The following is a 23534-nucleotide window of genomic DNA, read 5'->3' on the forward strand; positions in this document are numbered from 1 at the left end:
CTCACTCCTCCTTGGCCTTTCTCTTCTCCTTCTCAATCCATTCGAACTTTCCGAGACCGGGCTGGCGCATGGTCATGTTAATCTTGTTCTCCCTGATGATTCTGCTCTTGACGCTTATGCCGATTATCCTCGCCCTCACGAAGTCGCCGAGCTTGAGGACGCGGTTGGTTTCCTTGCCTATGAACTGCCTGTTCTTCTCGTCGAAGACGACGTAGTCGTCCATGAGCTGGCTTATGTGGACGAGACCGTCCATCGGACCGATTCTGATGAAGGCTCCGTAGGGCATCATCTCCACGACTTCGCCCTCGACGACCTCCCCGTTCTCGGGCTTCCAGACGAGGACGTCAAAGGTGACCTCGTGGTAAGTGGCCCCGTCGCCTGGGACGATTATTCCCTGCCCCACGTCGTGAACGTCGAGGATTGCCAGGATTACTCCCTCGTCCCTATCGTAGATGCCCTCGTAGGTCTCGCGGAGGACCTTCTTGGCCGCATCCTTCGGGTCCATAGTGAACATCCTGGGCGGAATCCTGACGACGTCCTTAACCGTCAAAAGCTTGTACATGGCCTAACCTCCAAAAAGAGTTGAAGGGAATCACTCCTTTCCAAACTTCTCCTTGTAGAGCTCTATGGCCCTAAGGATTTCCTTCTTGGCCTCCTCGGCGTTGCCCCAGCCCTCAACGGTGGTGACCTTGCCCTGGAGCTCCTTGTACCTCTGGAAGAAGTGGGCAATCTCGTCGAGGAAGGCCTTTGGAACGTCGTCTATGTCCTTCCAGTCCTTGAAGTACGGGTCCTCTACAGGAACGGCGAGAACCTTCCAGTCCTTGTCTCCGCTGTCCTCCATCTTCATAATGCCTATCGGCCTGGCCTCGATGATGGTGAGCGGGTAAACCGGCTCGCGCATGATGACCATTATGTCAAAGGGGTCGCCGTCGTCGTACCAGGTCTGCGGGATTATTCCGTAGTCCACTGGGTAGAAGAACGGGCTGTAAAGGACGCGGTCAAGCTTGAGGAGTCCGGTCTTCTTGTCGAGCTCGTACTTGTTCCTGCTTCCCTTCGGAATCTCTATGAGAGCGTACACAACGTCCGGAACGTTCGGTCCGGGCTCAAGCTCGTGGAACGGGTTCATCTCTAACCACCTCTAACCCTTTTAGAATTCCTAAGGTGGCTTTCCGCTTGGGCTTTTAAAGTTGTTGGTGTCCGGGCTAATTCGCCCGGTACTCGTAAACGGTTTCACCGTCGGTTATCGCGTAGACGTCAGTATCGCCGTCGCGGTAGTGTACTATAGGCCTGTCAACGAGCTCGAAGACCCTCTCAAGGTCCTTCGGGGAGGAAAGCTCAACGCGCCTCCCATCGGGGGACGTTCCCTCAACCGTGTACTTCTTCAGACTCTTCAACTCCTTGGGCTCGCGTTCCTTCTTTTCGCGCTTGGCGTAGATGAACCCCACCGGGGGAATCGCGAAAAGCAGTGCCATGGCCGGGAAAACGGTTCTGGCCGTTGAGACTCCGACGTCTGAGCCGGCAAAGGAAAGCGAGTTCGTGGTTGTGCTGACCGTTCTCACGACCTTCTGGTACTCCTTGTCCGTCCCGCTGAAGTACAGCATCCCCGATGCGTCGCGCTTCAGCCGGATTTCCTGGGTGAAGGACTCCCTCCCGTTGGCCAGAACTTTCACGGTGACGTAAACTTCCCTCTCGGCACGGTAGAGGCCCGTTCCTTCGCGAACCATCTGGAGTCTCTCGTTCAGCTCAGTAAAGTTCAGCTCAACTGGAACCTCGAAGGAATTCACGAAGGTACCCCTGGCGAGGAGCTCCGTGTCGTTGACGATGTAGACCCTCTTCTTGCCCGAGGTGACGTAGTAGTTGACGTGAAGAACGGCTTCGTAGCTTCCCCTAGCACCGTCCGATGAGAACTCGTATGTCCCAACTATCATGTCGGTTATCTTTGAGGGATAGTATTCAAGGGAAGTCCCGTTACCGTAAACGGTTTCGTTCGAGAACAGCCCATAGGCCGTAAAGTGTCCCTCCTGCGCGTAGGCTTTTGAGTAGGTTGCCTTCGTTGTTACGGGTTCCCTCGAGTAGGCAACGCCCGAGTAGAGGGCAAAGATGAAGGCGAGGGAAACCGAGAGGGCAAGACCTCCGAGGAGCGCCCGCTTTTTATCAATCTTCATAATCAACGACCTCCAGTTACGTGAACCGTGATTTTATTCGAGACGACGTCGGTGCCGCACAGATGAGCCCCGCAGTTGAGGACGTAATCGCGCGGACAGTAAAAGATAACGCTCATTGGGATGTTCAGGGTTACCGTTTCTCCGTGAGCTACGTGGACGTGCCACACTATGAGCCAGCCCCAGCATCCACAGTGACCAACCCGGAAATGCATGTCTGCATCGCCGGAGCTCGCCTCTGGGTGGTGCACTATGTAAAACGCACTCCTCGGATATGGGATGAAGTCCTTTATGACGAAGTCGCCCTCCGGACCGTTGTTGGTAAAGTTGAGTTGCAGGGTTATTGAATACCAATTCCAAACAGTGTAGTTGTAAACGTCCCCAACTATGGCCTTCCTGAGCACGTAGGTTGGCTTCTCAACCTTAGCATACATCGAGCAGTCCTTGAGCTCGGCGCTTCCGCCGTCCCACTCCGCATAAACGGTCAGGGGAACCTCGTAGGTGCCGTCATCAACGTCGTCATCCGCTGAGAAGCTCCCACCGATTGTAACCGACTCGCCCGGCTCAAGGGTGTAAGTTGAACCGTTAACGCTCCCGCTGAGGCCATCCGGAAGGGAGGAGTAGTTCCCCTCCACGTGGAACGTTATCGGTCGGTCCATCAGGTTTTCAACTGTTATGGCCGTGAACTCCACGCCCGAGCTTGCGTTAACCGGAACCGGCTCCGACAGACAGCGGTACGCTATGTAGGAATCGCTTCCACCCACAACCTCAAACTCGGCACTCCTACTTGCCGTGTAAGCCCGAAAATTCCCGCTCGAACCCACTATCAGGAGCAGCCCGAGGAGGAAAGTCGTGATAAGTATGAATTTTCTCATGCTAACCATCTCCGAGTACCTTGGAGAGGATACTTCCCCTCCGTTTCCTGATTCTAAGAACGTCCCCCTCCGAAATCCCCGCGAGATGGTAGAAGGCCAAGAGCACTGCCGAGATTAGCAGGGCGTAGGCTACGAACGGGAGATACGGGCTGAAGGAGTACAGGAAAATCACGAGTGAAGCGGGAAGGATTGCCGGATAAGACCTGACCTGGAACTCCTCCCTGTAAATCTTTGTGTCCTCTGGAACGGTGACGTGGACGGGAACTTCAACGCTTGAACCCCCACCAATGCGGAAAAACGTCGGCCCCAACAGCTGAGCCCGTTCTCCGTCGCCGCTGATGAAGTAGTAAAACGGGTACAGGGCCTTGTTCTCGACGCTCAGGTTCTTATCGAAGGTTGAACCTGGCAGGTACCAGCCATCCCTCTGGCCGCCGGCGAGCGTTGAGGAGTAGCTGAAGGCTAGAGTTCCCCACGAGGCAACCGTCACGAAGAGAAAGCCTGCCACTATCATGACCGATGCAACCGCATATAGGGTTCTAATGCTCACGCGGTAGTACTTAACTCGCTTCTTCCTTTTGGAGTCCCCCGAAAACGTAAGGAACGCCCCGACGATAAGGAGGACCACTATCGCGTAGACGTTGCTGAGCCTTGCCCTCAGGGACTGGATTAAGTTCCCCCCTCCCCTCAGGACAAGGGGTTTGCCTAAGAGAACGACCACCTTTCCTGCCACGTCAGAGTTGTTTACGGGCGGATAAAGGCCGTCCTGCTGGTCGGTGGCAACGTTGTTGTCTCCCTTAGTTATGAATCCCTCATCGGTAACCGCGAAGACTCTGTGAACCGTCCAGCCGTCGCGCCTGTGGAAAACTATGATATCGCCAACCTCGAAGTTCTTCGCAAGGGGATTCATCAAGAAGAGGTCGCCCCTGTTTATGGTGGGCGTCATGCTATCGGAGTAAACGTACGAGAGAAACACGGGGCGGTCCAAGAAAAAGCCCGCTAACGAGCCAAGGAGAAAGGCAATCACAATGAAAGCAAAGGTGAACTCAAGTATTTTTTTCATAGCAACTCCCCCTCAAAGGGGTTGGGGCAAAGGCCCCGAAAAGAAATCACTGCTCGCAAGCTCCAGCAACCGCTTCAATGCTCATCTGGAATTGATACTCACCAATTGTTGAGTTCGTGTTGTCGAATATCATTCCAACCGGAATTGGGTTTCCATGCTCGACGGTGAACTGAATGTTGCTTGATGGTCCGGCTATGGGGCTGTCGTAGGTTCCCGCGAAGATTAAGACGTCATCGTGCTCGGTCTTGATGGTGACGCATATCGGGTAGCTGGTCTCGTTGTTCTCCCAGAGCTCGTTGCTGACCTCAAACATCTCCTCAAAGACGTAGGTCGTGTTCGGGCTCATACCGTTTCCACCGCCCGTCGGGTGGTTCGGGTTGTACTGGCTGATATCAACGTACATCTTTCCAGCGTCGTAGGTCACATAGGGCTGAAGGGCGGTCAAATCAATCAGCTCGTTGTCGTCCGAGACGACATCGAAGCTCGCCTGCCTATCGGCAGAGTAATATCTGAAGTTTGCCCCGGCTCCAACCGCCAGGAGCATTCCAACCATCAGTAAAGCCAATCCAAACAGTTTATTCATCTTTCATACCCCCTTCATGACCCCTGACCGCATTTGCCGACTAGCTCGCTGGGCTCGGTGCCAAGCCTGTATGCCTGGATGTGTATGGTGCTGCTCTCGCTGTCTCCGGGGAGCGAGTTCCCAACGGTGAAGTCCATACCAACCTTAACGGCCTCTCCCGGACCAAGGACAAAGCAGACGTCGTTCTTGGCCATGTCGCTGGCGTAGACTATCTGTCCGGTATCAACATAGTGAACGTCGTGGTCTGCTCCATAGAACTGTATCGCGGTGTTGGCGTTGGTAATCCTGACGACTATGCTCATGTTGTCCTCCCAAAGGTCGTTGCTTACCTCAAAGACCTCGTCGAAGTTGTACTCCGAGTTCGGGCTGAGGCCCTTGCCATAACCGGGGTAGTTCGGGTTGTCCGGGCTTATATCAACGACAAGAACGCCACCGTCGTTTATGTACGCGTAGGGCTGAATGGGCGTCAGGTCAATGAGTTCAGTATCATCGCTGACGATGTCCCAGTGGACACTCCTGTCAGCGTTGTAGTCCCTGAAGTTGGCTCCAGCCCCTAACACGAGACCAAAGGCCACCAACAGGCCAAAAATTCCTAAGGCAAGATTCTTTCTCATTTTTTTTCGCCTCCAGATTGGAGGCACTGTGGCAGAGAAGTCAGCGGTGAGAGTGAAGGTTCATCCCTAAACCAAGACACACTCACAACCACTGCAACGGTGAAATCAACGCAGTGCCTCAGCAACCCCCTCGGGTTGCTCACTAATTCCTTGGCCTGTTGGGGTATATATGAAATGTCGGATTAACGGCCGGTAATGGGAGATTACCCAAGAAAAGAAGGCCTAAATGCGCTTCATTTTCCTGTGGTGAATAACCCCAACACCGGCGTAAACCAGTGATGCGATGGCAAGGTGAAGGTTGTTCAGGTAGAGGGCAGTTAGGAAGAACAGCAGGGAGAGCCCTATGTAAAAGGTGCTCCAGCTTATGTCGTTCTTCTTGACGGTCTCCATGTAAACGGTAACATCGTCAGGCACCTTCACGAGGGTTACAATGCCGTGCTTAAAGGTTATAACCCCCTCACGCTCGAGCTTCGGAATATGCGTCTGGACCAAGCTCACGTAGACGCTCTTTCTGTGCTTCCGGTCAGTGTTTCCCTCGTTCTTGGCTATGTACTCAACCATATCCCTCAGCTCGGCCCTCCCGTCGGACTTCTGGAGGTACTCAATCATGAGCATCCTCCTGCTGTTTCCGAGTATGACCGAGGAGGTCCCCATGGCAATCACCGTGCCAACCTGTAGTGTTTTCTACCGTTGTTGCCCACCCTCGTCTCGACGAGACCGGCCTTGGCCAACCGTCTGAGGGCCCGCTCGACCCCCTGCCTCGTGACGTCAAAGCCCCTTTCCATAAGAAAACGGGTGATGAACGCAACGGTCAGCTCCCTCTCGCGGAGCATCTCAACCATTTCACTCTCAAAATCCCCCCTCATGACTACGACCTCCCGACCGGAGTAAGACCCGGCCTTGGAAAAATAGGGGAAGGTAGTATTTAAACCTGCCTCAAAAGTTCGAGAAAGGAAGTTAGAGAAGAAGGGAAAGTGAATCAAGCAGAATTCGGGTAAAAACGCTCAACAAAAGGACATATTCAAAAACAAAGGCAGAAATAGTCGGAACAGCAAACGGAATTCCACGGATTTTCCAAAATAAACGGGCAGAACTGTGCATCCAGCTCATCTTTGAAGGCGAATTCACGGGAAAGACCAGGAAAAATCGCGACGTGTTAGGATAAACATCAACGGCAAAAATACGTTTTGAAGTATAACACGAGGTTCGAGAAGGGAATTTAAGAGAGGGGGTTCGGGGTTCTGGAGCCCTTAAACGATGGTAGCCCCGCGGGGATTCGAACCCCGGTCGCGGGATCCAGAGTCCCGCATGCTTGGCCGCTACACCACGGGGCTGTGCCCGTTGAATAGCTAAAGGAGAGGATTTATAAATTTTACTCCCCGCAAGCTTTGCTTGCGCAAAGCTTGACCAAAATGGTCTAGCTATCCAAAAAGGCAGGAGAAAGTTGCATGCCTCATCAAGCACCCAATAGTTTTGGGGGTTTACCTCAAGGATAGCTTTGAGAGGAGGTGTCCAACTTAAAACAGCGCCCTTCGGGCGCTAATGGAAGAAACACGCTCCAGAATAGCAAGCTTAAAAGGAAACCCCTTGTGGAAACCAGCCATTCCAATGAGCATGTCCACTTTGATACACACCCCCTATCGAGCAACTTCTCACCAGAAAATTTCCCCACTAGCGCTGAAACTTTGGTTTCATCAAAGTTTGTGATTCCTTTAACAAGGGCTTCTTCAAGAGCGTTTGCACTTTCAACATCTAGGAGATGTTTTGGAATTCTCACTTCTAGAGGCCTTTTAGTTTGGGTTTGCTTTTTATCGCGCTCCAAAGGAGCGCTTCTTAGAGAAACCCCCCTCAATAGCTCTTTTAAAGAGAATTCTCCCAAGAAAAATGGCCGTTTGAAAACGCAAACTCCTTAGAATTGCATTCTTAACGAAGAATCACGAGCCTTGGTCAAACTTCGCGAAGGCGAGCAAGCTTTAGGAAAGCTTGACCAAAGGATTGCCCTTATCACTAATGAGCAAAAAGTCAGTCGTGCACTAACCAAAGAGCAAATCCAAAGGGGTTTAACACTACAACAAAACCCCTCAGATAGTTTCAAATTGCCATCGGCGCCCTCCGGGCGCCTTCTTAGAGTGAAACACTCTAAAGTGAAGCAAATTTAACAGAACCCTTCTGAAACTGCACTTTTCAGAAAGGCACATAAACTTCCGCCAGCGCTTGCGAAGCAAGGGCTGCAATGGTGGGCCCGCGGGGCTTCGAACCCCGGACCTCCCGCTTATCAGGCGGGCGCTCTGACCAGGCTGAGCCACGGGCCCATAAGAATTCTGGTGCCCCGGCCGGGATTTGAACCCGGGTCGCGGGATCGAGAGTCCCGCATGATTGACCGGGCTACACCACCGGGGCGTGTCCGAGATTAAGGGCGAGGGAGGGTTTAAAAAGTTTTCGGTCAGAGAAGCTCTCTAACTGTTCTCCTCACGGCCTCATAACTGTTCAACCTCGGCCTCCAGCCGGTGGCTTTTGCCTTCTCTATGCTCAGACGCATGAACTTGACGTCGCCCTTCCAGCCCCTGCCCCCGTCAACTCCACCAGTGAAGACGAACCTCGGCTTAAGGCCCATCTCCTCGCTCACTATCTCCGCTATCTCCCGAACGGTTATCCAGTCGTCGTTGCCGAGGTTGTAGAAGTCAACGGTTTTCCCGGTGCCTTTGAAGTGCTCGAATATTTTGAGCATTCCCTCAACGGTGTCGCTCACGTGGAGGTAGCTCTTCCTCTGCGTTCCGTCGCCGAGTATCTCAAGCTCTTCCAGATTTCTCCTGAGCTTGTTGATGAAGTCGTAAATCACCCCGTGGTTGGAGCGCTCGCCTATGATGTTAGCAAGGCGGAAGATTAAAGCCCTGAACCCGAAGGTGTGGGCGTAGCCGCTTATCAAAGCCTCTGCCGCGAGCTTCGCCCCGCCGTAGACGCTTATCGGTTCGAGCGGGGCGTAGTCCTCGGGAGTAGGTATGACCTCGGCGTCACCGTAAACCGTTGAAGAGCTCGTGAAGACGATGTACTTGGCGCTCGAATTCCTCATCGCGTTGAGGAGGTTGTAGGTTATCAGCACGTTGGTCTCGTAGAGAAGTTCGGGGCTCTGAGAGCCGATTCTAACCTCCGGGTTGGCCGCGAGGTGGAAGATGACCTCAACGTCTTTAACGGCCTCCCTCACAATTTCCGGGTTTCTCATGTCGCCTTTGATGAACTCAAAGCGCTCGTTATCGAGCCAGCGTTTTATGTTGTTTAGACTGCCTGCGCTGAGGTCGTCGAGAACCCTGACCTCATGTCCGAGCTCCATGAGCTTATCAACGAGGTGCGAGCCTATGAAGCCAGCCCCACCTGTGACAAGAACTTTCATGGTATCACCATACGGAGTTTGAGCAACTGTTATTAAGCTTTGGGAAAGTTTTTTGTATCCAACACCATACCCACTACCATGCAGGTTTACACGCTGGGGAAGGAAGAAAAAGAAAGGATTATCAAGTCACTCAGGGATTTCCTCTCAAGCCGGGACGAGATCGCCTTTGCCTACCTGCACGGCTCCTTCCTTGAGGATGGACCCTTCAGGGACGTAGATGTGGCAGTCTACGTAAGTTTTGAGGCCCACCCGTTCTACGAGGAGGAGCTGGAAGAGGAGCTCTCAAGAATAATCGGGCTTCCAGTTGACGTTAGAGTTCTCAACGACGCTCCTGTAACGTTCAGGTTCCGCGCCATTGGAGGCCTGTTGCTCTTCAGCAGGGACGAGAAAGCTCGGTGCGACTTCGAGGAGGGGACGATGCGAGAGTATCACGATTACTCATACTACTTGAACATGTACAGGAGGGAGGCCCTTGGAATACGATGAGGAGAAGGTAACTCGCCTGATGTCGGAGGCTAGGGCTGCTCTAGAAGCACTTTATGAGCTCTCGGAACTCCCCAAGGAGGAATTTCTTCAGAATAGACACTATGTTTCAAGCGCAAAGTACAACCTTCTCGTTGCAATCGAAGCGTGCATTGACATTGCTTATCACCTGATATCAAGGAACAAAATGAGGCTTCCAAAGGACTACGCAGATTCGTTCAGGGTTTTAAATGAAAGGGGAATCATTAACAATGATTTAACCAAGAGACTTGTTCTCATGACGAGATTCCGGAACAGACTTGTCCACATTTACTGGGAGGTTGATGATGAGTTTATTTATAAGATACTCCAGGATAACCTGTCAGATATTGAGGAATTTATGAACTCGATTTCAAAGGAACTTCGGAGGGAAAACCCATGAAAGTCCTCATAATGGCAGGTGGCTATGCCACAAGGCTGTGGCCAATAACGAAGGACAACCCAAAGGCACTGCTCCCGGTCGGGGAGAAGAGGATAATAGACCACATCCTTGAGAAAGTCCTAAGGCTCGACCTGCCGGTTTACATCTCCACCAACCGCTTCTTCGAGTCCCACTTCAGGCCAATCGCGGAAGAGTACGGCGTCGAGCTAATCGTTGAGGACACTCTCCACGAGGAAGAGAAGCTCGGAACGATAGGGGCGATGAAGAAGGCCGTTGAAGAGCTCGGTTTAGATGATTACCTCCTCATAGCGGGAGACAACCTGTTTTCGTTCTCGCTGGAGGATTTTCTGGCGAGGCACTCTGGAGATACGCTTATAGCGGTTTACGACGTTGGAGACCTTGAGCTGGCCAAGCGCTACGGCGTTGTTGTCCTAGAGGGCGACAGGGTGGTAGCCTTCGAGGAGAAGCCGGCACAGCCGCGTTCGACGCTAATCAGCACCGGTGTCTACGTTTTTCCGAAGAGGGTTATGGGACTCCTCGACGACTACCTGAGCAACGGAAACCGGGATTCACCGGGCTACTTCGTCCAGTGGCTTCTCGCGAGGGGGGAGCCGATAAAGGCCTACCGCTTCTCCGAGTACTGGTACGACATAGGGAGCGCGGACAGCTACCTGGAAGCTTTAAGAACGCTTCTGAAAGAGAGCCACATTGAGGAAATCCAGATAAGCCCCTACTCCAAAATAATTCCACCTGTTGTGATAAAGCGTGGTGCGAAGATACTCGGCCGCTCTATTATAGGGCCCTTCGCCTACATCGGCGAGGAGTGCGTTATAGAGAACTCCGACGTCAGCGACTCGATAATCTTCAGAAAAACCATAATCAGGAACTCCACCATATGGCGCTCCATCATAGACGAGAAGTGCGAGATAAGGAATCTCGAGCTCAGAAAGAGTCTCGTTGGCGGTCACGCAAAGATACAGAGGGGTGAGTAGAGGGTACCTGTTTCGGGTGGAGTCCAATGCTTTTTGACACCCCTCTCAGAGTTTTGAGTTCCTTGAGAGGGTTTTGAAGAGTATGGGTTGTCTGCAAATCCAAAGGAGATACTCTCTGCTATCAAGGCTCTCGACGGTGTACCCAGCTGGCTGACACATTACGGGGCAAGCAGAGTTGATGGGAAGACCCACTGGGATGCCATTCAGGACGTTCTTATCGAGGCTGAGGGATACATTCGTTCGGAGTTTGAGGAACTGGACAGGGCTTCCCGAGGTACAGGGCTATTATGGAAATCGTGGCAGGCATCACTTCCAGGAAGAACTCCGCTTCCTGGACGGAAATAAAGAACGCCCAAGAACTCAGGGAAGGCAAGGAGATTGATGACAAAAATCTTAACCTACTCCCAAAAAAGCTCGTTAACTACGGCTTTCTGGAGCATGTGGGGAGGGGCACAGCATTCCCGACCCGGTAATTAAGAGAATCTTCCAAACCTGACTTTTTTCCGTTAGCCCCCAATAAGTTTTGAATCTACGATATGAGAAGAAGTGGGGAGCACCCGCGGACGAGACCAGAGTGAAGTTCCATTACGCAACGCTTTTATTACTTTACGAGGGTAGTAGACTGAAGGATAGATTACAATTACGCGAGAGGGGAGCTTTAATGAGATGGCGATTGAAGTCTGAAACGGCGTCCCACCTTTACCGGAAACTCATCGAACCGAAGTTCGCCGTCCCGATAATAGCCGTTGTGGCACTCATCCTCAGGCTCCTCCCCATGCGCTTTAAGTACCTCCTAGGTTACGACCCGTTCTTCCATCTTGCTTACATCAGGTACGCCCTAACGCACGGCTGGGTGAATTTCTTCCCCTACGCCCTCGGTCCCTGGGGTTATCAAGTTCATAATTTCCATCCCCTTGGCCTCTGGATGACGCCAGCTTTCATTTACAAACTCCTTCATCCATTTGGCGTTTCCCTCTACAATGCATTCAGGATAACCCCGGTAATCTTCGGCGTTCTAACTGTTGTCCTTGTCTACATCTCCGTTCTCAAACTGTACGGGGAGAGAGAAGCCTTCCTCTCGGCATTCCTTCTCGCGGTGAGCTTTGGCCACGTCTTCCGCTCGATGGCGGGCTATTACAGGGGCGACAACTACATGCTCTTCTGGTACAGCGTGGCTCTTTTTGGAATCGCCCTTGGGTTGGCATGGAAGCCCAGGAGGTGGAAGTACGAGAGGTTCGCGTTCTACCTAATCCCCGGGATAGCGACGGGCTTATCTGCAATATTCTGGCAGGCGTACTACCCAATCTTCGCCTTCGTTCTGGCAAACGCGGTTCTTCTATCAATAGGGGCTTTTCTTCTCAGGGAAGACGAAAGAATTCTGGACGGACTGGCCATCGCGCTTTCAACGGCCTTTGGGGCCCTGATAGCCAACGCCCTCGGTGAAACCTTTGGCTACGGTATGGCTAGCTACAACAGATGGCTCGGCAAGAAGTTCGCCGAGGAGCTTGGACTCCAGTTCGGCCTTATAAAGGATGCCTTTCTGCTGTTGTACCTTAAGTACGCCGTTCCCGTTTCAGTTATTGCCATTGCCATCCTCCTTATCTCAGCGAGGTTAGTAAAAAGCTGGAAAATCAGGGCCTCAATCGTGGGAATTATTACCATAGCGGGCATTGCCCTAGCAGGTCATTACCATGGAATCGCCCAAAACCTTCTGGAAAAGATTTTTACCAAGGCCCCGATAGTAGAGACCCAGAGAACCGCCATGAGAGACCTGTGGGAGGCCTACGGGCCGGCTTTCGTTGCAGTACCCCTTTTTGCATTGTCCTTTAGAAGGAGGAACCTGGGGGACTACGTTGCTCTCGGCCTCGGACTCGTGGCAATCCCCATGCTCCTTATATGGACGCGCTTCCTCTTCATTGGTTCCGTCGCCGTCGCGATTATGGCAGGTGTTGGGTTGGCTTCGGTCTTAGACCTCATAGAACTCTCTCCGGATTCCGTTAAGAGATACCTGTCCCTCGCACTGAGTGGACTCGTTATAGCCGTGCCCCTGACGACGGCCGTCGCGGAGGTTCAAAACACGCTTTCCATAAAACCCATCGTGAACGACAACTGGGAAAGGGCTCTGGAGTACCTCGGCAACCACTCAAACATCAACGATGTCGTTCTTACTTGGTGGGACGAGGGGCACTGGGTGACGTACTTTGCGGAGAGAGCGCCCGTTGCTCAGGGAAGCGCAAATGCATTCGTGGCCAGGTATTATCTAGGAAAAGTGACAGAGAAAAGCTTGATGAGCTCCGGAATTGACTACGTCATCGTTTCCCTCGATGCCGTTGAGAAGTTTGGAGCAATACTTGAAACGGCCAAGGAAAGCGGGTACGCCATGATTCTTCTGAAGCCGGTCCCAACCCCCGGTGTGCTAACGTTCATGGCTCCTGGGTACGCCATAATGGCAACACCGGGGGAGAGCTGGGACGCAAAGGTCAGGATTGGGAATGTATGGGGGGTTCCCGTCGAGCTCTTCATAGAGAAAGGGACGAAGGTTGAAAAGGTGCCGCTGAAAGAGAAGCCCACAATGGAGGCCTACGTTTACATAAACCTCAACTACGGCTACGCGGTGCTCATGAACGCCAAGGCCTTCAACACGAGCCTCGCGAGGCTGATGCTCACCGACGAGTATCCAAAGGACTACAAGCTCGTTTACTCGGACGGAGGAATCGTTAAGATATTTAGGTTCGTGCACCCGAATGTTATTGTTACGGCCGAGAACGGCTCGGTCGTGTTGAAGTTTGAGAACGCGACTGGAACTAGTCTTGGAATCTACGGCTTCCTCGACAACGGGACAAGGGTTTACAAGAAGTGGTTCAGCATTAAGGGCAAAGATGAGTTCATCCTGCCGGAAAACCTTAACGGGAGCGTTGTCGTGAGGTACACCTACTCAAAGGGCAAAACCGTGCTTGACAGGGGAGTTTTCAGGATTGAGGACGTTGTTGGAGGAGAGAAAAAGTGAACGCGGTAAGGAGAATCCTCGATGACTCCCTGTACAGGAACACGATTATAATGCTCACGGCCAGCGTGCTCTCAAACGGCTTTAACTACCTCTACCAGCTCATAATGGGACGCCTGTTAACGCCAGTCCAGTACGGGGAGCTCCTGGCGTTGCTGTCGCTCTTCTACATGTTCTCCGTGGCATTCACGACAATCAACACATCAGTCACGAAGTTCGTCAACGTCTACGGAATCCGGGGGGAATTCGGAGTCGTCAGGAGCCTGATAGTCGAGTCAACGAAAAGACTGTTCCTGACCGGGGCCCTTGTGGTGCTCTTGGTGGCAATGATTTCCCCGGAGGTATCTAAATTCCTTAACATAGACAACCCTTGGTACCTAATCGTCCTCTTTGCGTCGGTTCCCTTCGGTCTTGTCCTACCAGTCTACCAGGGAGCGCTAAGGGGGCTCCAGAGGTTTGGGGCTCTTGGCCTGAGCACATCCTCGTGGTCGCTGTTCAAGCTCGTGTTCTCGGTTCTCCTGGTTATTGCCGGCCACGGTGTCATCGGTGGCGTTGGGGGGGTTTTCCTGGCCCACGTCATGGCGTTCGCTCTGACCCTCTGGCTGATAGCCGATATCCTTAAACTAGACGAACGCGCCAAGGTTCCCCTCCGTGAAATCCTACACTACAGCGGGGGAGCGTTTATAGCACTGTTCGCGTACACAACCCTGTGGAACATGGATATGATTATCGTAAAGCACTACTTATCCCCCTCCGAGGCCGGTCTTTATTCCTCAATCTCCGTCCTCGGGAAGATAGCGCTTTTCGCGCCGGGAGCAATTGGGATGGTCATATTCCCAGAGGCGTCCAAGATTCATGAAAGGGGAGAAAACCCGATAAAGATTCTGATTAAGGGATTGCTCCTCGCAGGTGTCATCGCCGGCGGTGTGGTGGTTGTGTATGCCCTATTTCCCGGAACGATACTCAGCATAGTCTACGGGGGCAAATACTTCGATGCCAGTCCATACCTCTGGAGGTACGCCCTCGCGATGATGTTCCTTGCAATGGTGTCAGTAATTCTCAATTACTCCCTCTCCATAAGGAACTTCAGGATAGGCGTTGCTCTCATAGCGTCCCTGCTTGTGGAGATAGTAGTGTTAATAAGCAAATTTCATTCAACAATTAGTAACATTATAACAGCACTTATAGTTGTTGGTGTAGTAACGTTTATAACTTCATTATTATCACTAATCTCCCGAGGAAGGGATGATGACTAAAGTCTCCGTGCTGATGCCAGCGTACAACGAAGGCAAATATCTCCGCGAATCGGTCGTTAAAACAAAGAAGGAACTTTCCCGTATCCCTCACGAGATTATCATAATAAACGATGGCTCCTCGGACGACACAGAGAGCATAGCAATTGAGCTCAGCAGGAAATATAGAAACGTAAAAGTAGTGTCGTACACCAAGAACCGGGGTAAAGGGTATGCCCTGCGAAAAGGATTCCAGCACAGCACCGGCGAGTTCATCGTGTTTTTAGATTCCGACCTCGACATACCCCCTTCCCAGGTTCATCGTTTCATCAGTGCCCTTAATAACGGATATGACGTGGCAATAGGCTCAAAATACATCCCCGGTGCAAGGGTCAACTACACGTTCAAGAGATGGCTGTTCAGTACCGCCTATCGCAATCTCGTAAAAGTGCTTCTCTCACTGGACGTTTCAGACACTCAGGTCGGGTTAAAGGCGTTCAAGAGGCACGTTCTGGAAAACGTGTTTCCGAGGATAACGGTCAAGAGATACGCATTCGATGTCGAGTTACTCACGGTAATAAGCATGTATGGATACAGCATTGTAGAGATTCCCGTGAAGATTGAGCACAAGGTATATAACTCCTCCATTAATTGGAGGGCAATAGCGAGGATGTTCCTCGACACCATGGCTGTGTATTACAGGAAAAACGTTCTCCACTATTACAACGGTGGTATTCATGAGGATTCTCTGGCTCAACTGGAAGGATATCGAGCACCCCGAGGCGGGGGGCGCTGAGGTATACACCCATGAGATAGCGGAGAGGTTAGTTAGGAATGGGCACGAGGTAACGCTGTTTACGTCCAGTTTCGAAGGTGCAAGTACGAGAACTGAGATTAATGGAGTCCAAATAATCCGGAGAGGAAAAATCATCGGGCTGTTCAACACCGTGTACTCCCATGCAAAGAGGTTTTACCGCAAGCATGAGGGAGACTTCGACATCGTTATCGACGAGATAAACACGCGACCGTTCTTAACCCCCAAGTACGTGAGGAAGCCCGTGGTTGCGCTCATTCACCAGCTCGCCGTTGAGTTCTGGGATTACAAGACGCCGTTTCCAATCAACGTCGTGGGCAAAAGGATACTTGAACCGTACTGGTTGAAGTTTTATCGGGAAGTGCCAACTATAACTGTCTCAAATTCCACTAGGGAAGACCTGCTTCAGCTGGGTTTTAAAAACGTTGAAATCGTTTACAACGGTCTCAACGGAAACGTTCTCGAGAGAGTTCCTGAAAAATACGACGAGTTCACCGCAGTTTTCGTCGGCAGGATGACCCCCACCAAGAGACCCGAAGATGCCATAAAAGCCTCCATAATTGCGGAGAGCGGACAGTTAGTAATGATTGGGCGTGGTGAACTACTAGAAAACCTTAAAAAGCAATACAGTACTTACAACGTTGAATTCAAAGGCTTCGTTCCCGCCGAGGAAAGAGACGAGATTATGATGCGCTCACACGTCCTGCTCGTTCCAGGCATAAGAGAAGGATGGGGACGGGTCGTGATTGAGGCCAATGCCCTTGGAACTCCCGCGATAGGTTACAACGTGCCCGGGCTGAGGGACTCAATCCAGGACGGCTACAACGGCCTGCTGTGCGAGCCAAACCCCCAAGCGATGGCCGAGAAGATTAGACTGCTTTATGAGGACGAAGAACTCAGGATTAAGCTCAGCGAGAACGCGTTGGAATGGGCCCGGCGCTTCAACTGGGACTACAGCGCGGAGAGGTTTGAGAGGATTTTGAAGGAGGTTGGTGAAAAAAATGGATAAGACGCCGTTAGTGTCTATCATAATACCTACCTACAATTCGGGTAAAACCCTCGGGTTGTGTTTGGAATCCATAAAGAATCAAACATACCCAAATATTGAAACTATCGTGGTGGATAACTTCTCCCGGGATAATACTCCAGAGATTTGTAAATGGTACGGTGCTAGGTTAATTCAAGTTAAAGGCGAGCGGGCCAAAGCCAAAAACATCGGCACGATGGAGGCCCGTGGAAAGTACGTTCTCTTTGTAGATTCTGACATGGAGCTGACACCAAAGGTCGTTGAAGAATGCGTCACCCTTATGGAATCCGACCCCAAAATTGGTGGTATTGTAATACCCGAACGCTCAGTTGGAGATAGCTACTGGGTCAAGGTGCGGGACTTTGAACGGCAGTTTTACGCAGGGACCTCCATTGAATCGGCAAGATTCTTTAGGCGGGAACTTGTGCTCAAGGTCGGAGGATTCGATGAAAACGTGGTTTTTTTCGAGGAATCAACACTGCCCCAGAAAATAGAGAAGCTCGGATACGACGTGTGGGCTCGAATCTCAGCTCCAATACTCCACCATGAGGAAGGGTTCAGTCTCAGAAAGTGGCTGAGGAAGAAGTACTACTATGGTCAAACTGCAAGAGAATACAAAAGGAAATATCACGAGTTCGGGAGCAAGCAGATAAGCGCCTTATACAGGTTTGGCCTATTCTTCAAGAACAAAAGATTCTGGAGCCGACCCCATCTCGCGATTGGAGTGATAACGTTGAAACTCCTCGAATATGTTGCTGCTGGAGGGGGTTATATGAATTATCTCCAGACAGATAAAAAGAGGTGAGCATTATGGATTATGTAACAATATCCCCTGAAGTTCTAAAGGCAAAATCAGGCATAGGAAAGATTCACTATTACTCTTTTGGCGAATTTCTAAGGGGAAACTGTGAGATTCCTCATGGGGAAAGAAATGCTGTCGTATCAGTAAAATTCGAGATTGGAAGTACCAATGATGTCCCGAGCAATTTAAGATACAAATACTCAGATAGTATTTTACTGGATAATCTTCACGATAATATCGTCGTAAAGCTTGAGAAAGCCATTTCCCCAATTGGCAGAATTAAAGCCCTCCTTAAAATAGGGCCAGCAAATAAATTGTCCAATATTTCTCTGGTAGTTAACAGGAGATATTATACAATATTCAAGATGAAAATAGAAAACGTCATCCCCCCAGGGATATTGCTCAAAGACGCTACGTATCTTTCGCTTATTCATAATAACTTCATACCTCTACATTCTTCAGCATTTGCGAAGGACAAAAATGAGGGATACATAATAATGGCTCCCCCGAATGTGGGGAAAACTACCACAGTCTTAGAAGCTGTAAAAAATGGATTCTACGGGCTGAGTGAAGATATCTCAATAGCAAACTTAAAATCGAAAACGGTTCATGCGGTACCATGCACTGCCACCCAACATCATGAAACAAAGATTAACAAACTGTTAGGTCCTCTTTCATACTTTACAGCTTCAAGCTTCAAAACATTTGGAGAGGAATACAGAGAGAGAATAATACCAAAGGCAAAAATCAAAGGAATATTCATCCTTGAAAAAGGGAACAGTCTTCTTCAAGAGCTCTCTTCAGAGGAAGCGTTTGAGAGGATTATCCTACTGAACAGAGATGAATTCAAATGGCACTCTGACATGATAATTACTGCTATTCAATACTATTTCCCTGAAATAAGGATTGAACATGTAGAAGAAGAAATAATAAATAATCTCGTCACCAGCATTCCTGTTTATTTGGTTAGAGAAAAATCTCCCTTTGAGTACTTTAGAAGCATCAGGGATGTAATATGAAAGCAAACAAAAGAATCGAAATAGTAGGTCTAGTTATTACTAGTGTTGCACTTAGTATATTAGTTGGTAGAAAAGTACTATCAATGCCCGGCATCCCCATATTAGCAGAGCAAATAGAAACATATACCGCGGATAATTTCTGGAAAGTTGTGTACCCCACATGGAATGAAAACACTGAAGTATTTAGCATAGCGGATTTCCCCAAACTATACTTGTATGCCATCATCAAGGGATTGAGCTATATATTTGGATTCTCCATTACAATTAAACTGTTCCTTATTCTGCCAAATGTGGTAGCTGTGCTCACTGCATATTACTTAGTAGAATATTTAATATTAAAAATAGGAAACAACAATGGCAAGTTTACTGAGATAATAAATAGGAATTCTTGGATATATCTCCTACTGCTCACCGTAAGCATAACTTATGGGTTCAATCCATGGATTATGTGTCGAAGCAGGAACATAATACTAAGATGGCAGTATGCGCTAACGCCCCTGATAATCTATTTGTGGATGAAGATACTTACTGAAAAGAAAATCAAACCGACACAGATTGTAGCCATCTCTGCTATTCTGGCATTAGTCGAGACATCAAGGTTTATTGTAAAAATAGGTGTCCCATTAGCCGTATATATGCTTTCATATATAGTACTAAACCGCTCAGAGGTTAAAAAAGCGATAAAGAGAACGATATTAGTTGCATTGCTCTTTACAAGCTTTGTACTACCCATATATCTTCCTATTTTGTACCACTCAATGAACTCAGGAATACGAGCAGTCTCTGTTTTCAATCTTGATATGGTAGGTGGGGAAAAGCCCATTAATGTATTCTCCTTGTACTTTGTCCATTATATTGGAATAACATATAATATCCCCTTTGAATTAACAGAGAAATTCCCTTATTTTTTCATTACGATATCAATTATATCCTTCATTGGGCTAATTTTATTAAAGAGGCATTTGTGGATTCCCCTAACAACAACAGTATTATTCCTTATTACCTTCATCTTTTCAGCGCTAAAGGATAGCCCGTTCTGGTTTATCCTTTCAACGGCATTTGGCGAGTATCCAACACTTGGAAGACTTTTCCGTCAGCCATACCACAACTCCCAAATGCTTCCATTATATTTGATAATACTCTTAGCATACACAGCAGGATACATCGTGCTAAAAAATTCAAAAAAGAACCGAACTATTGCAACGATATTTATGATTTTAGTCGGAGTTGCATCGCTGGCATCTAGTTGGCCGTTATTGACCGGAGATTTAAACGGATACTGGACCCCCTCTTCAATCCCTGAGGACTATATTAACGTTAACAACTTGATTTCAAATAATACAACGTATCACGCACTATGGATTCCTGAATTCTGGGGAAGAAAGGCGGTATGGATAAAAGCCCAAAATCCATACAATGGACCTCCAACAGGCATATTTGCAGTTAGGTCATCATCAATTCCCTCCTACGATTACCAACAATTCACATTCTTCAACTATTATTTCCCCATTCGCTCTCCAAATCCACGATATAATTTGACGTACCTTGGAGAATACTGGGATTTAATCTATGGAAGTCTTGGAATTAAGTACATAATAATTCATAATGATGTAAAATGGAACAAAAATGATAGGTATTCAAGTGAACTCGTAGAACAAGCTATAAGGGAACTCTCAAAACTTGAAAGAATCCATGAAATATACTCCGGCGAATACATTACTGTGTTCGAAATATCGAATGTGTCCCCACCAGTTTTGATAAGTGGACATCCAGTTATTGCATATACGGGTCTCACTGGATACCCCCCCGAAGTAGCGACTTTTAAAAAAGCCCCATTAGTATATAGGGAGCAGTATCTCAATATCCCACCATTAAACCAGGATATCGTACTAACATACAATGACATTTTCCCAAGTATCTTTGAACAAATAAAACAAAAATACATTGTTTCGCCAAGAATGCTTTCACAGGATTATTTTAAACCAAAAGATAATTGGACATATATTTATTCTTCTCAAGCAAGAGATTTCATCAAGTACCTAATCGACCTCAGACCACAATACACTTTCAATTTCGATTATGGGTTAGGGATAACATTTACAATGGCTCCAAATGCATCTATCTCTTCAAGTATTCACATTGAACCTGGCCAATATGTACCGGTTATACGCCTATTAAAGAGCTCCATGGGAGGACTACTAAAGATAACTATAGACAATTACACTTTCTACATAGATACTAATAGTACAATAAACTCTTTTGAGTATATACCACTATCCACAATATCCTTTAATTCCAAAGGTATTAAAATTAACATCATTAATTTGAAGGGTCTAAATGCAATTAATTTCATAGCATTTATACCCAAAAATGAATATCAAGATGCGCTCAATCAGAGGGGCAAAAAACATGAAATGATACTATACGAGCTTACACCTAATGTGTTTGAGCAGAAGGATGTAATATATGAGACTAATAAAAGTTCAATCACCGGATGGCAACTTAAGTTTACAAGCCCAACGGGAGAACTTGTAGCTAATATAACTATTCCAAAAGTAGGGTTTTACAAAGTTAAAATTCAAGGTGACGGGATGTTTAGTGTTAAAATTTCAAACCAAACATTGATAATTAACACAATCAACTCATCTAGTGCAAATAGCACTCTTCTAAGACTATCCCCCGGCACAGACCGTATAGAGATAACCCCCTACCTGGGAATACAATCGCTGCTCCCAGATTATTCTTTTGAAAACAACCTTAGCTCTTGGAGTTCAGGGAGTAACAAATTCACTAAGGAACTCTCAAACGACTCAATCCAAGGTAATCATAGCCTAATGGTTTATACTACCTCAACAAAGCCTCACACGTGGAGCTGGATTTGGAGTAATCCTATAAATGTAACACCTGGGAAAGAATACATCATAATAACTCACGTCAAGATACAAAACACGAACGGAACTCATATTCCTATCGTTGGTTATTTCGAAAATCTTCACAAATGGAAACAGTTGAGGCAATGTCCCACAGGTAGAGTAGGAACAGGAACGTTTAACTGGACCGAGTATAAGTGTATAGTAAAAATTCCCGAGAACGTTACCAAAATCAGAATAGTCCTAAACGCAGGGTGGGTTCTCGACCCCTCCAAAGGGCCCGCAATAACATGGTTCGACGACATTGAAGTATATCCCTTAGATGAATTACCAACTATAGACTCAGTATGGCTCTACTCCGTCAACAATCCCAACGAGACCCTCGAGGACATCTTCAACGTCAACGAAACTCCCGCCACAGTCCAAAGCTACACAAAAATCAACCCAACCCTCTGGAAAGTCAAAGTCAGCGCCACGAAGCCGTTCTTCCTGACCTTCGCCGAGTCCTATGACCCGCTCTGGGAGGCGAGGGTCTACAAGGATGGAAAGCTCGTCGAGAAAGTCAAGCCCGTTCCAGTATACGGAGTCATAAACGGCTTCTGGATAAACCAGACCGGCAATTTAACAATAGTCCTCCGCTACACGCCCCAGGACTGGTTTGAGCTCGGCCTCAAGATTTCACTCACAATGTTTATCCTCAGCATGTTCTACATAATCCACGACTGGAGACGAGAAAAAGGGGACAGATGGGCGAGGAAGCTCGAAAAGATATTCACCAGAGCAATCACCGGCATTAAAAAGAGGTTCAAAAAAGTCATCGGAGGCGTGATTAAGAGATGAAGCGCCTATCAGCAATTGTGGTGGCTTTCTTTGTATTAACCCTTGCAACGGCCTCGGGGTGGTGGGGCAACGGGGTCCAAGTATCCGAAACTGACAGTACCACCAAGCTCACCTCAAACTCAACGGGAATCCATACTGCAATATCCCCCAAACTTCCCGCCAATGAGACTTGGAACGTTTCCTTTGAAGTTAAGAGTTCCGTTAGCTCACTTCTTGTCGAACCGGCTTACTTCAACGGTACGAAGTTCCTGTTCGCAAAGAGCCCCGTTCCAGTAAGCCTCAAAACCTCAGAGTGGGGCAGGGTGTCTGTAATCATCCCCTCTGAAGAGAAAGCCCAGTTCTCCGCACTCGTGTTCATAATAAACGGAACTGGAACCGTTGAGGTTAATGACTTCAGCGCCAGCAAAGCGAAGGGTCAACAGACCAGCCAGACCCAGACAGGGACCCTCCAACCAACCGCACAGAAAGGAGGAATAAGCAACGTTACCGGAAGCAACTCGGACATAATCGTTACCGTGATACTTAACGGAACGTATAAGTCCGGGGGCACGTTAAGGGCAGACTTCTATATAACCAGCCGGGAGAAAACGTTCACTAGGGTAGATATTAGCCTTAAGGTGTACTATCACGGGATTAAGGTGTTTTCATACTCCCATCCTTCTTGGAGAGAGTACAGACCCGGAAAAACCGTCCATATCTACAAGGAATCCCGGCTACCGATTCTAACTCCTCCGGGCAGGTATGAACTCATCTTCACAATAACTCCCGAGGGGGGAACCCCCCTAACGTTAACGGCGGAGATTCAGGTAAAACCCACCATTGAATGGTTCGTTCTAGTATTATTCTTCGTGGGCGCAATCGTGGGACTTATTTACGTTCTCATCCGGCACAAATGGGTTCTTAAAAATGCCTTCAGATGGTACTCCAAGCTCTCTATAGGTCAGAGGTTCGTACTTTATGCGGTTATAGGCCTGAGCACCTCAGCGCTCATACTGGCCGCGGGAGCAGAGAACCTCGCAAACGACGTGGCAATTTTTGTTTACTATCTCCTCCTTATGGGAGTGCTAAACCTTTGGGTGGAGTACTTTGAACCAAAGCGGGATAACCCGGAACTTCGCTTTGGGTTCAGTCTCATCCTCATTGGGTGCCTCTCGTACCTGTCAAGGGATACCCTCATGAAATATCCAGCGTTTTTGCTGTGGTTGCTGGGAACAGCTCTCATAGTCAAAATGGTCCTCCGTAGTATAATAGATAAAAGAAAACCCTCAACCCCCAGCACCATAAAAAATATCGAAGGATTGAAACAATCGAAATAACCGGGAAACGGAAGAAGGCTTTATAATCATCA

22 protein-coding genes, 3 tRNA genes and 1 pseudogene are annotated in these 23534 nt (G+C 48.8%); 12 read left to right on the plus strand and 14 right to left on the minus strand.

The genetic code is table 11. The features are described 5' to 3' along the window. Window position 1: 1 nt before the first annotated feature. The 14 genes from MVO87_RS05220 to MVO87_RS05285 form a co-directional block, all read right to left on the minus strand. Window positions 2–562, minus strand: coding sequence for a DNA-directed RNA polymerase (locus MVO87_RS05220; RefSeq protein WP_297516385.1), 561 nt, complete (start codon window positions 560–562; stop codon window positions 2–4). Between the two features lie 30 nt (window positions 563–592). Next, window positions 593–1126, minus strand: coding sequence for an inorganic diphosphatase (locus MVO87_RS05225; RefSeq protein WP_297516387.1), 534 nt, complete (start codon window positions 1124–1126; stop codon window positions 593–595). Between the two features lie 76 nt (window positions 1127–1202). Beyond that, entirely contained in the window at window positions 1203–2165 is a 963-nt protein-coding gene (locus MVO87_RS05230; protein WP_297516389.1) for a DUF5305 family protein, read from the minus strand. A 2-nt stretch (window positions 2166–2167) separates the two neighbouring features. After that, window positions 2168–3037, minus strand: coding sequence for a COG1470 family protein (locus MVO87_RS05235; protein WP_297516391.1), 870 nt, complete (start codon window positions 3035–3037; stop codon window positions 2168–2170). A 1-nt stretch (window position 3038) separates the two neighbouring features. Beyond that, a complete protein-coding gene (locus tag MVO87_RS05240) occupies window positions 3039–4097 on the minus strand; it encodes a signal peptidase I (RefSeq protein ID WP_297552467.1) in 1059 nt (352 codons plus the stop codon). 46 nt (window positions 4098–4143) lie between these two features. Further along, window positions 4144–4680, minus strand: a complete 537-nt coding sequence (locus MVO87_RS05245; RefSeq protein WP_297516395.1) for a DUF1102 domain-containing protein — start codon at window positions 4678–4680, stop codon at window positions 4144–4146. A 14-nt stretch (window positions 4681–4694) separates the two neighbouring features. Then, entirely contained in the window at window positions 4695–5294 is a 600-nt protein-coding gene (locus MVO87_RS05250; RefSeq protein ID WP_297516397.1) for a DUF1102 domain-containing protein, read from the minus strand. 222 nt (window positions 5295–5516) lie between these two features. Beyond that, window positions 5517–5948, minus strand: a complete 432-nt coding sequence (locus MVO87_RS05255; protein ID WP_297516419.1) for a DUF7344 domain-containing protein — start codon at window positions 5946–5948, stop codon at window positions 5517–5519. 5 nt (window positions 5949–5953) lie between these two features. Next, window positions 5954–6136 (minus strand): helix-turn-helix domain-containing protein, encoded by a 183-nt coding sequence (locus MVO87_RS05260; protein ID WP_297552469.1) that lies wholly within the window; start codon window positions 6134–6136, stop codon window positions 5954–5956. Window positions 6137–6552: 416 nt separating this feature from the next. Continuing rightward, window positions 6553–6628, minus strand: a tRNA-Gln gene (locus MVO87_RS05265). 152 nt (window positions 6629–6780) lie between these two features. Further along, complete coding sequence (locus tag MVO87_RS05270) at window positions 6781–7116, minus strand: hypothetical protein (protein WP_297516401.1); 336 nt, start codon at window positions 7114–7116, stop codon at window positions 6781–6783. A gap of 412 nt (window positions 7117–7528) precedes the next feature. Continuing rightward, window positions 7529–7606 (minus strand) — tRNA-Ile (locus MVO87_RS05275). A 10-nt stretch (window positions 7607–7616) separates the two neighbouring features. Then, a tRNA-Glu gene (locus tag MVO87_RS05280) sits at window positions 7617–7694 on the minus strand. A 43-nt stretch (window positions 7695–7737) separates the two neighbouring features. Then, a complete protein-coding gene (locus MVO87_RS05285; RefSeq protein ID WP_297516403.1) occupies window positions 7738–8682 on the minus strand; it encodes an NAD-dependent epimerase/dehydratase family protein in 945 nt (314 codons plus the stop codon). A 78-nt stretch (window positions 8683–8760) separates the two neighbouring features. Here MVO87_RS05285 and mntA point away from each other — a divergent pair, with 78 nt between their 5' ends. From mntA to MVO87_RS05345, 12 genes and pseudogenes are all read left to right on the plus strand, one after another. Further along, the gene (mntA, locus tag MVO87_RS05290; protein WP_297516406.1) at window positions 8761–9168 is read left to right on the plus strand and encodes a type VII toxin-antitoxin system MntA family adenylyltransferase antitoxin; all 408 of its coding nucleotides are present in this window, start codon (window positions 8761–8763) and stop codon (window positions 9166–9168) included. Then, window positions 9155–9586 carry a type VII toxin-antitoxin system HepT family RNase toxin gene (gene hepT / locus MVO87_RS05295; protein ID WP_297516408.1) on the plus strand — a complete coding sequence of 144 codons (432 nt, stop codon included), beginning with the start codon at window positions 9155–9157 and terminating at the stop codon, window positions 9584–9586. Before mntA ends, hepT begins: the two co-directional genes overlap by 14 nt. Next, window positions 9583–10578 (plus strand): sugar phosphate nucleotidyltransferase, encoded by a 996-nt coding sequence (locus MVO87_RS05300; RefSeq protein ID WP_297552471.1) that lies wholly within the window; start codon window positions 9583–9585, stop codon window positions 10576–10578. The genes hepT and MVO87_RS05300 overlap by 4 nt, the downstream gene beginning before the upstream one ends. Before the next feature lie 281 nt (window positions 10579–10859). Continuing rightward, window positions 10860–11051 (plus strand): annotated as a pseudogene (locus tag MVO87_RS05305) (hypothetical protein); the annotation flags it as partial. A gap of 188 nt (window positions 11052–11239) precedes the next feature. Then, complete coding sequence (locus tag MVO87_RS05310; protein ID WP_297512634.1) at window positions 11240–13585, plus strand: STT3 domain-containing protein; 2346 nt, start codon at window positions 11240–11242, stop codon at window positions 13583–13585. Then, window positions 13582–14838 carry an oligosaccharide flippase family protein gene (locus tag MVO87_RS05315; protein ID WP_297512632.1) on the plus strand — a complete coding sequence of 419 codons (1257 nt, stop codon included), beginning with the start codon at window positions 13582–13584 and terminating at the stop codon, window positions 14836–14838. The genes MVO87_RS05310 and MVO87_RS05315 overlap by 4 nt, the downstream gene beginning before the upstream one ends. Beyond that, window positions 14828–15610 carry a glycosyltransferase gene (locus MVO87_RS05320; protein ID WP_297552473.1) on the plus strand — a complete coding sequence of 261 codons (783 nt, stop codon included), beginning with the start codon at window positions 14828–14830 and terminating at the stop codon, window positions 15608–15610. Before MVO87_RS05315 ends, MVO87_RS05320 begins: the two co-directional genes overlap by 11 nt. After that, window positions 15552–16637: a glycosyltransferase family 4 protein gene (locus tag MVO87_RS05325; protein WP_297512629.1), complete on the plus strand. Its 1086-nt coding sequence runs from the start codon at window positions 15552–15554 to the stop codon at window positions 16635–16637. Before MVO87_RS05320 ends, MVO87_RS05325 begins: the two co-directional genes overlap by 59 nt. After that, the gene (locus MVO87_RS05330; protein ID WP_297512627.1) at window positions 16630–17460 is read left to right on the plus strand and encodes a glycosyltransferase family 2 protein; all 831 of its coding nucleotides are present in this window, start codon (window positions 16630–16632) and stop codon (window positions 17458–17460) included. Before MVO87_RS05325 ends, MVO87_RS05330 begins: the two co-directional genes overlap by 8 nt. 5 nt (window positions 17461–17465) lie before the next feature. Further along, the gene (locus MVO87_RS05335; RefSeq protein ID WP_297512624.1) at window positions 17466–18476 is read left to right on the plus strand and encodes a hypothetical protein; all 1011 of its coding nucleotides are present in this window, start codon (window positions 17466–17468) and stop codon (window positions 18474–18476) included. Continuing rightward, complete coding sequence (locus MVO87_RS05340; protein ID WP_297512622.1) at window positions 18473–22186, plus strand: putative glycosyltransferase family protein; 3714 nt, start codon at window positions 18473–18475, stop codon at window positions 22184–22186. Before MVO87_RS05335 ends, MVO87_RS05340 begins: the two co-directional genes overlap by 4 nt. Then, on the plus strand, window positions 22183–23502 hold the full coding sequence (locus tag MVO87_RS05345) for a hypothetical protein (RefSeq protein ID WP_297512620.1): 1320 nt from the start codon (window positions 22183–22185) through the stop codon (window positions 23500–23502). The genes MVO87_RS05340 and MVO87_RS05345 overlap by 4 nt, the downstream gene beginning before the upstream one ends. Window positions 23503–23534: the final 32 nt, after the last annotated feature.

The sequence above is a fragment of the Thermococcus sp. genome (assembly GCF_027063845.1).
Classification (GTDB): Archaea; Methanobacteriota_B; Thermococci; order Thermococcales; family Thermococcaceae; genus Thermococcus.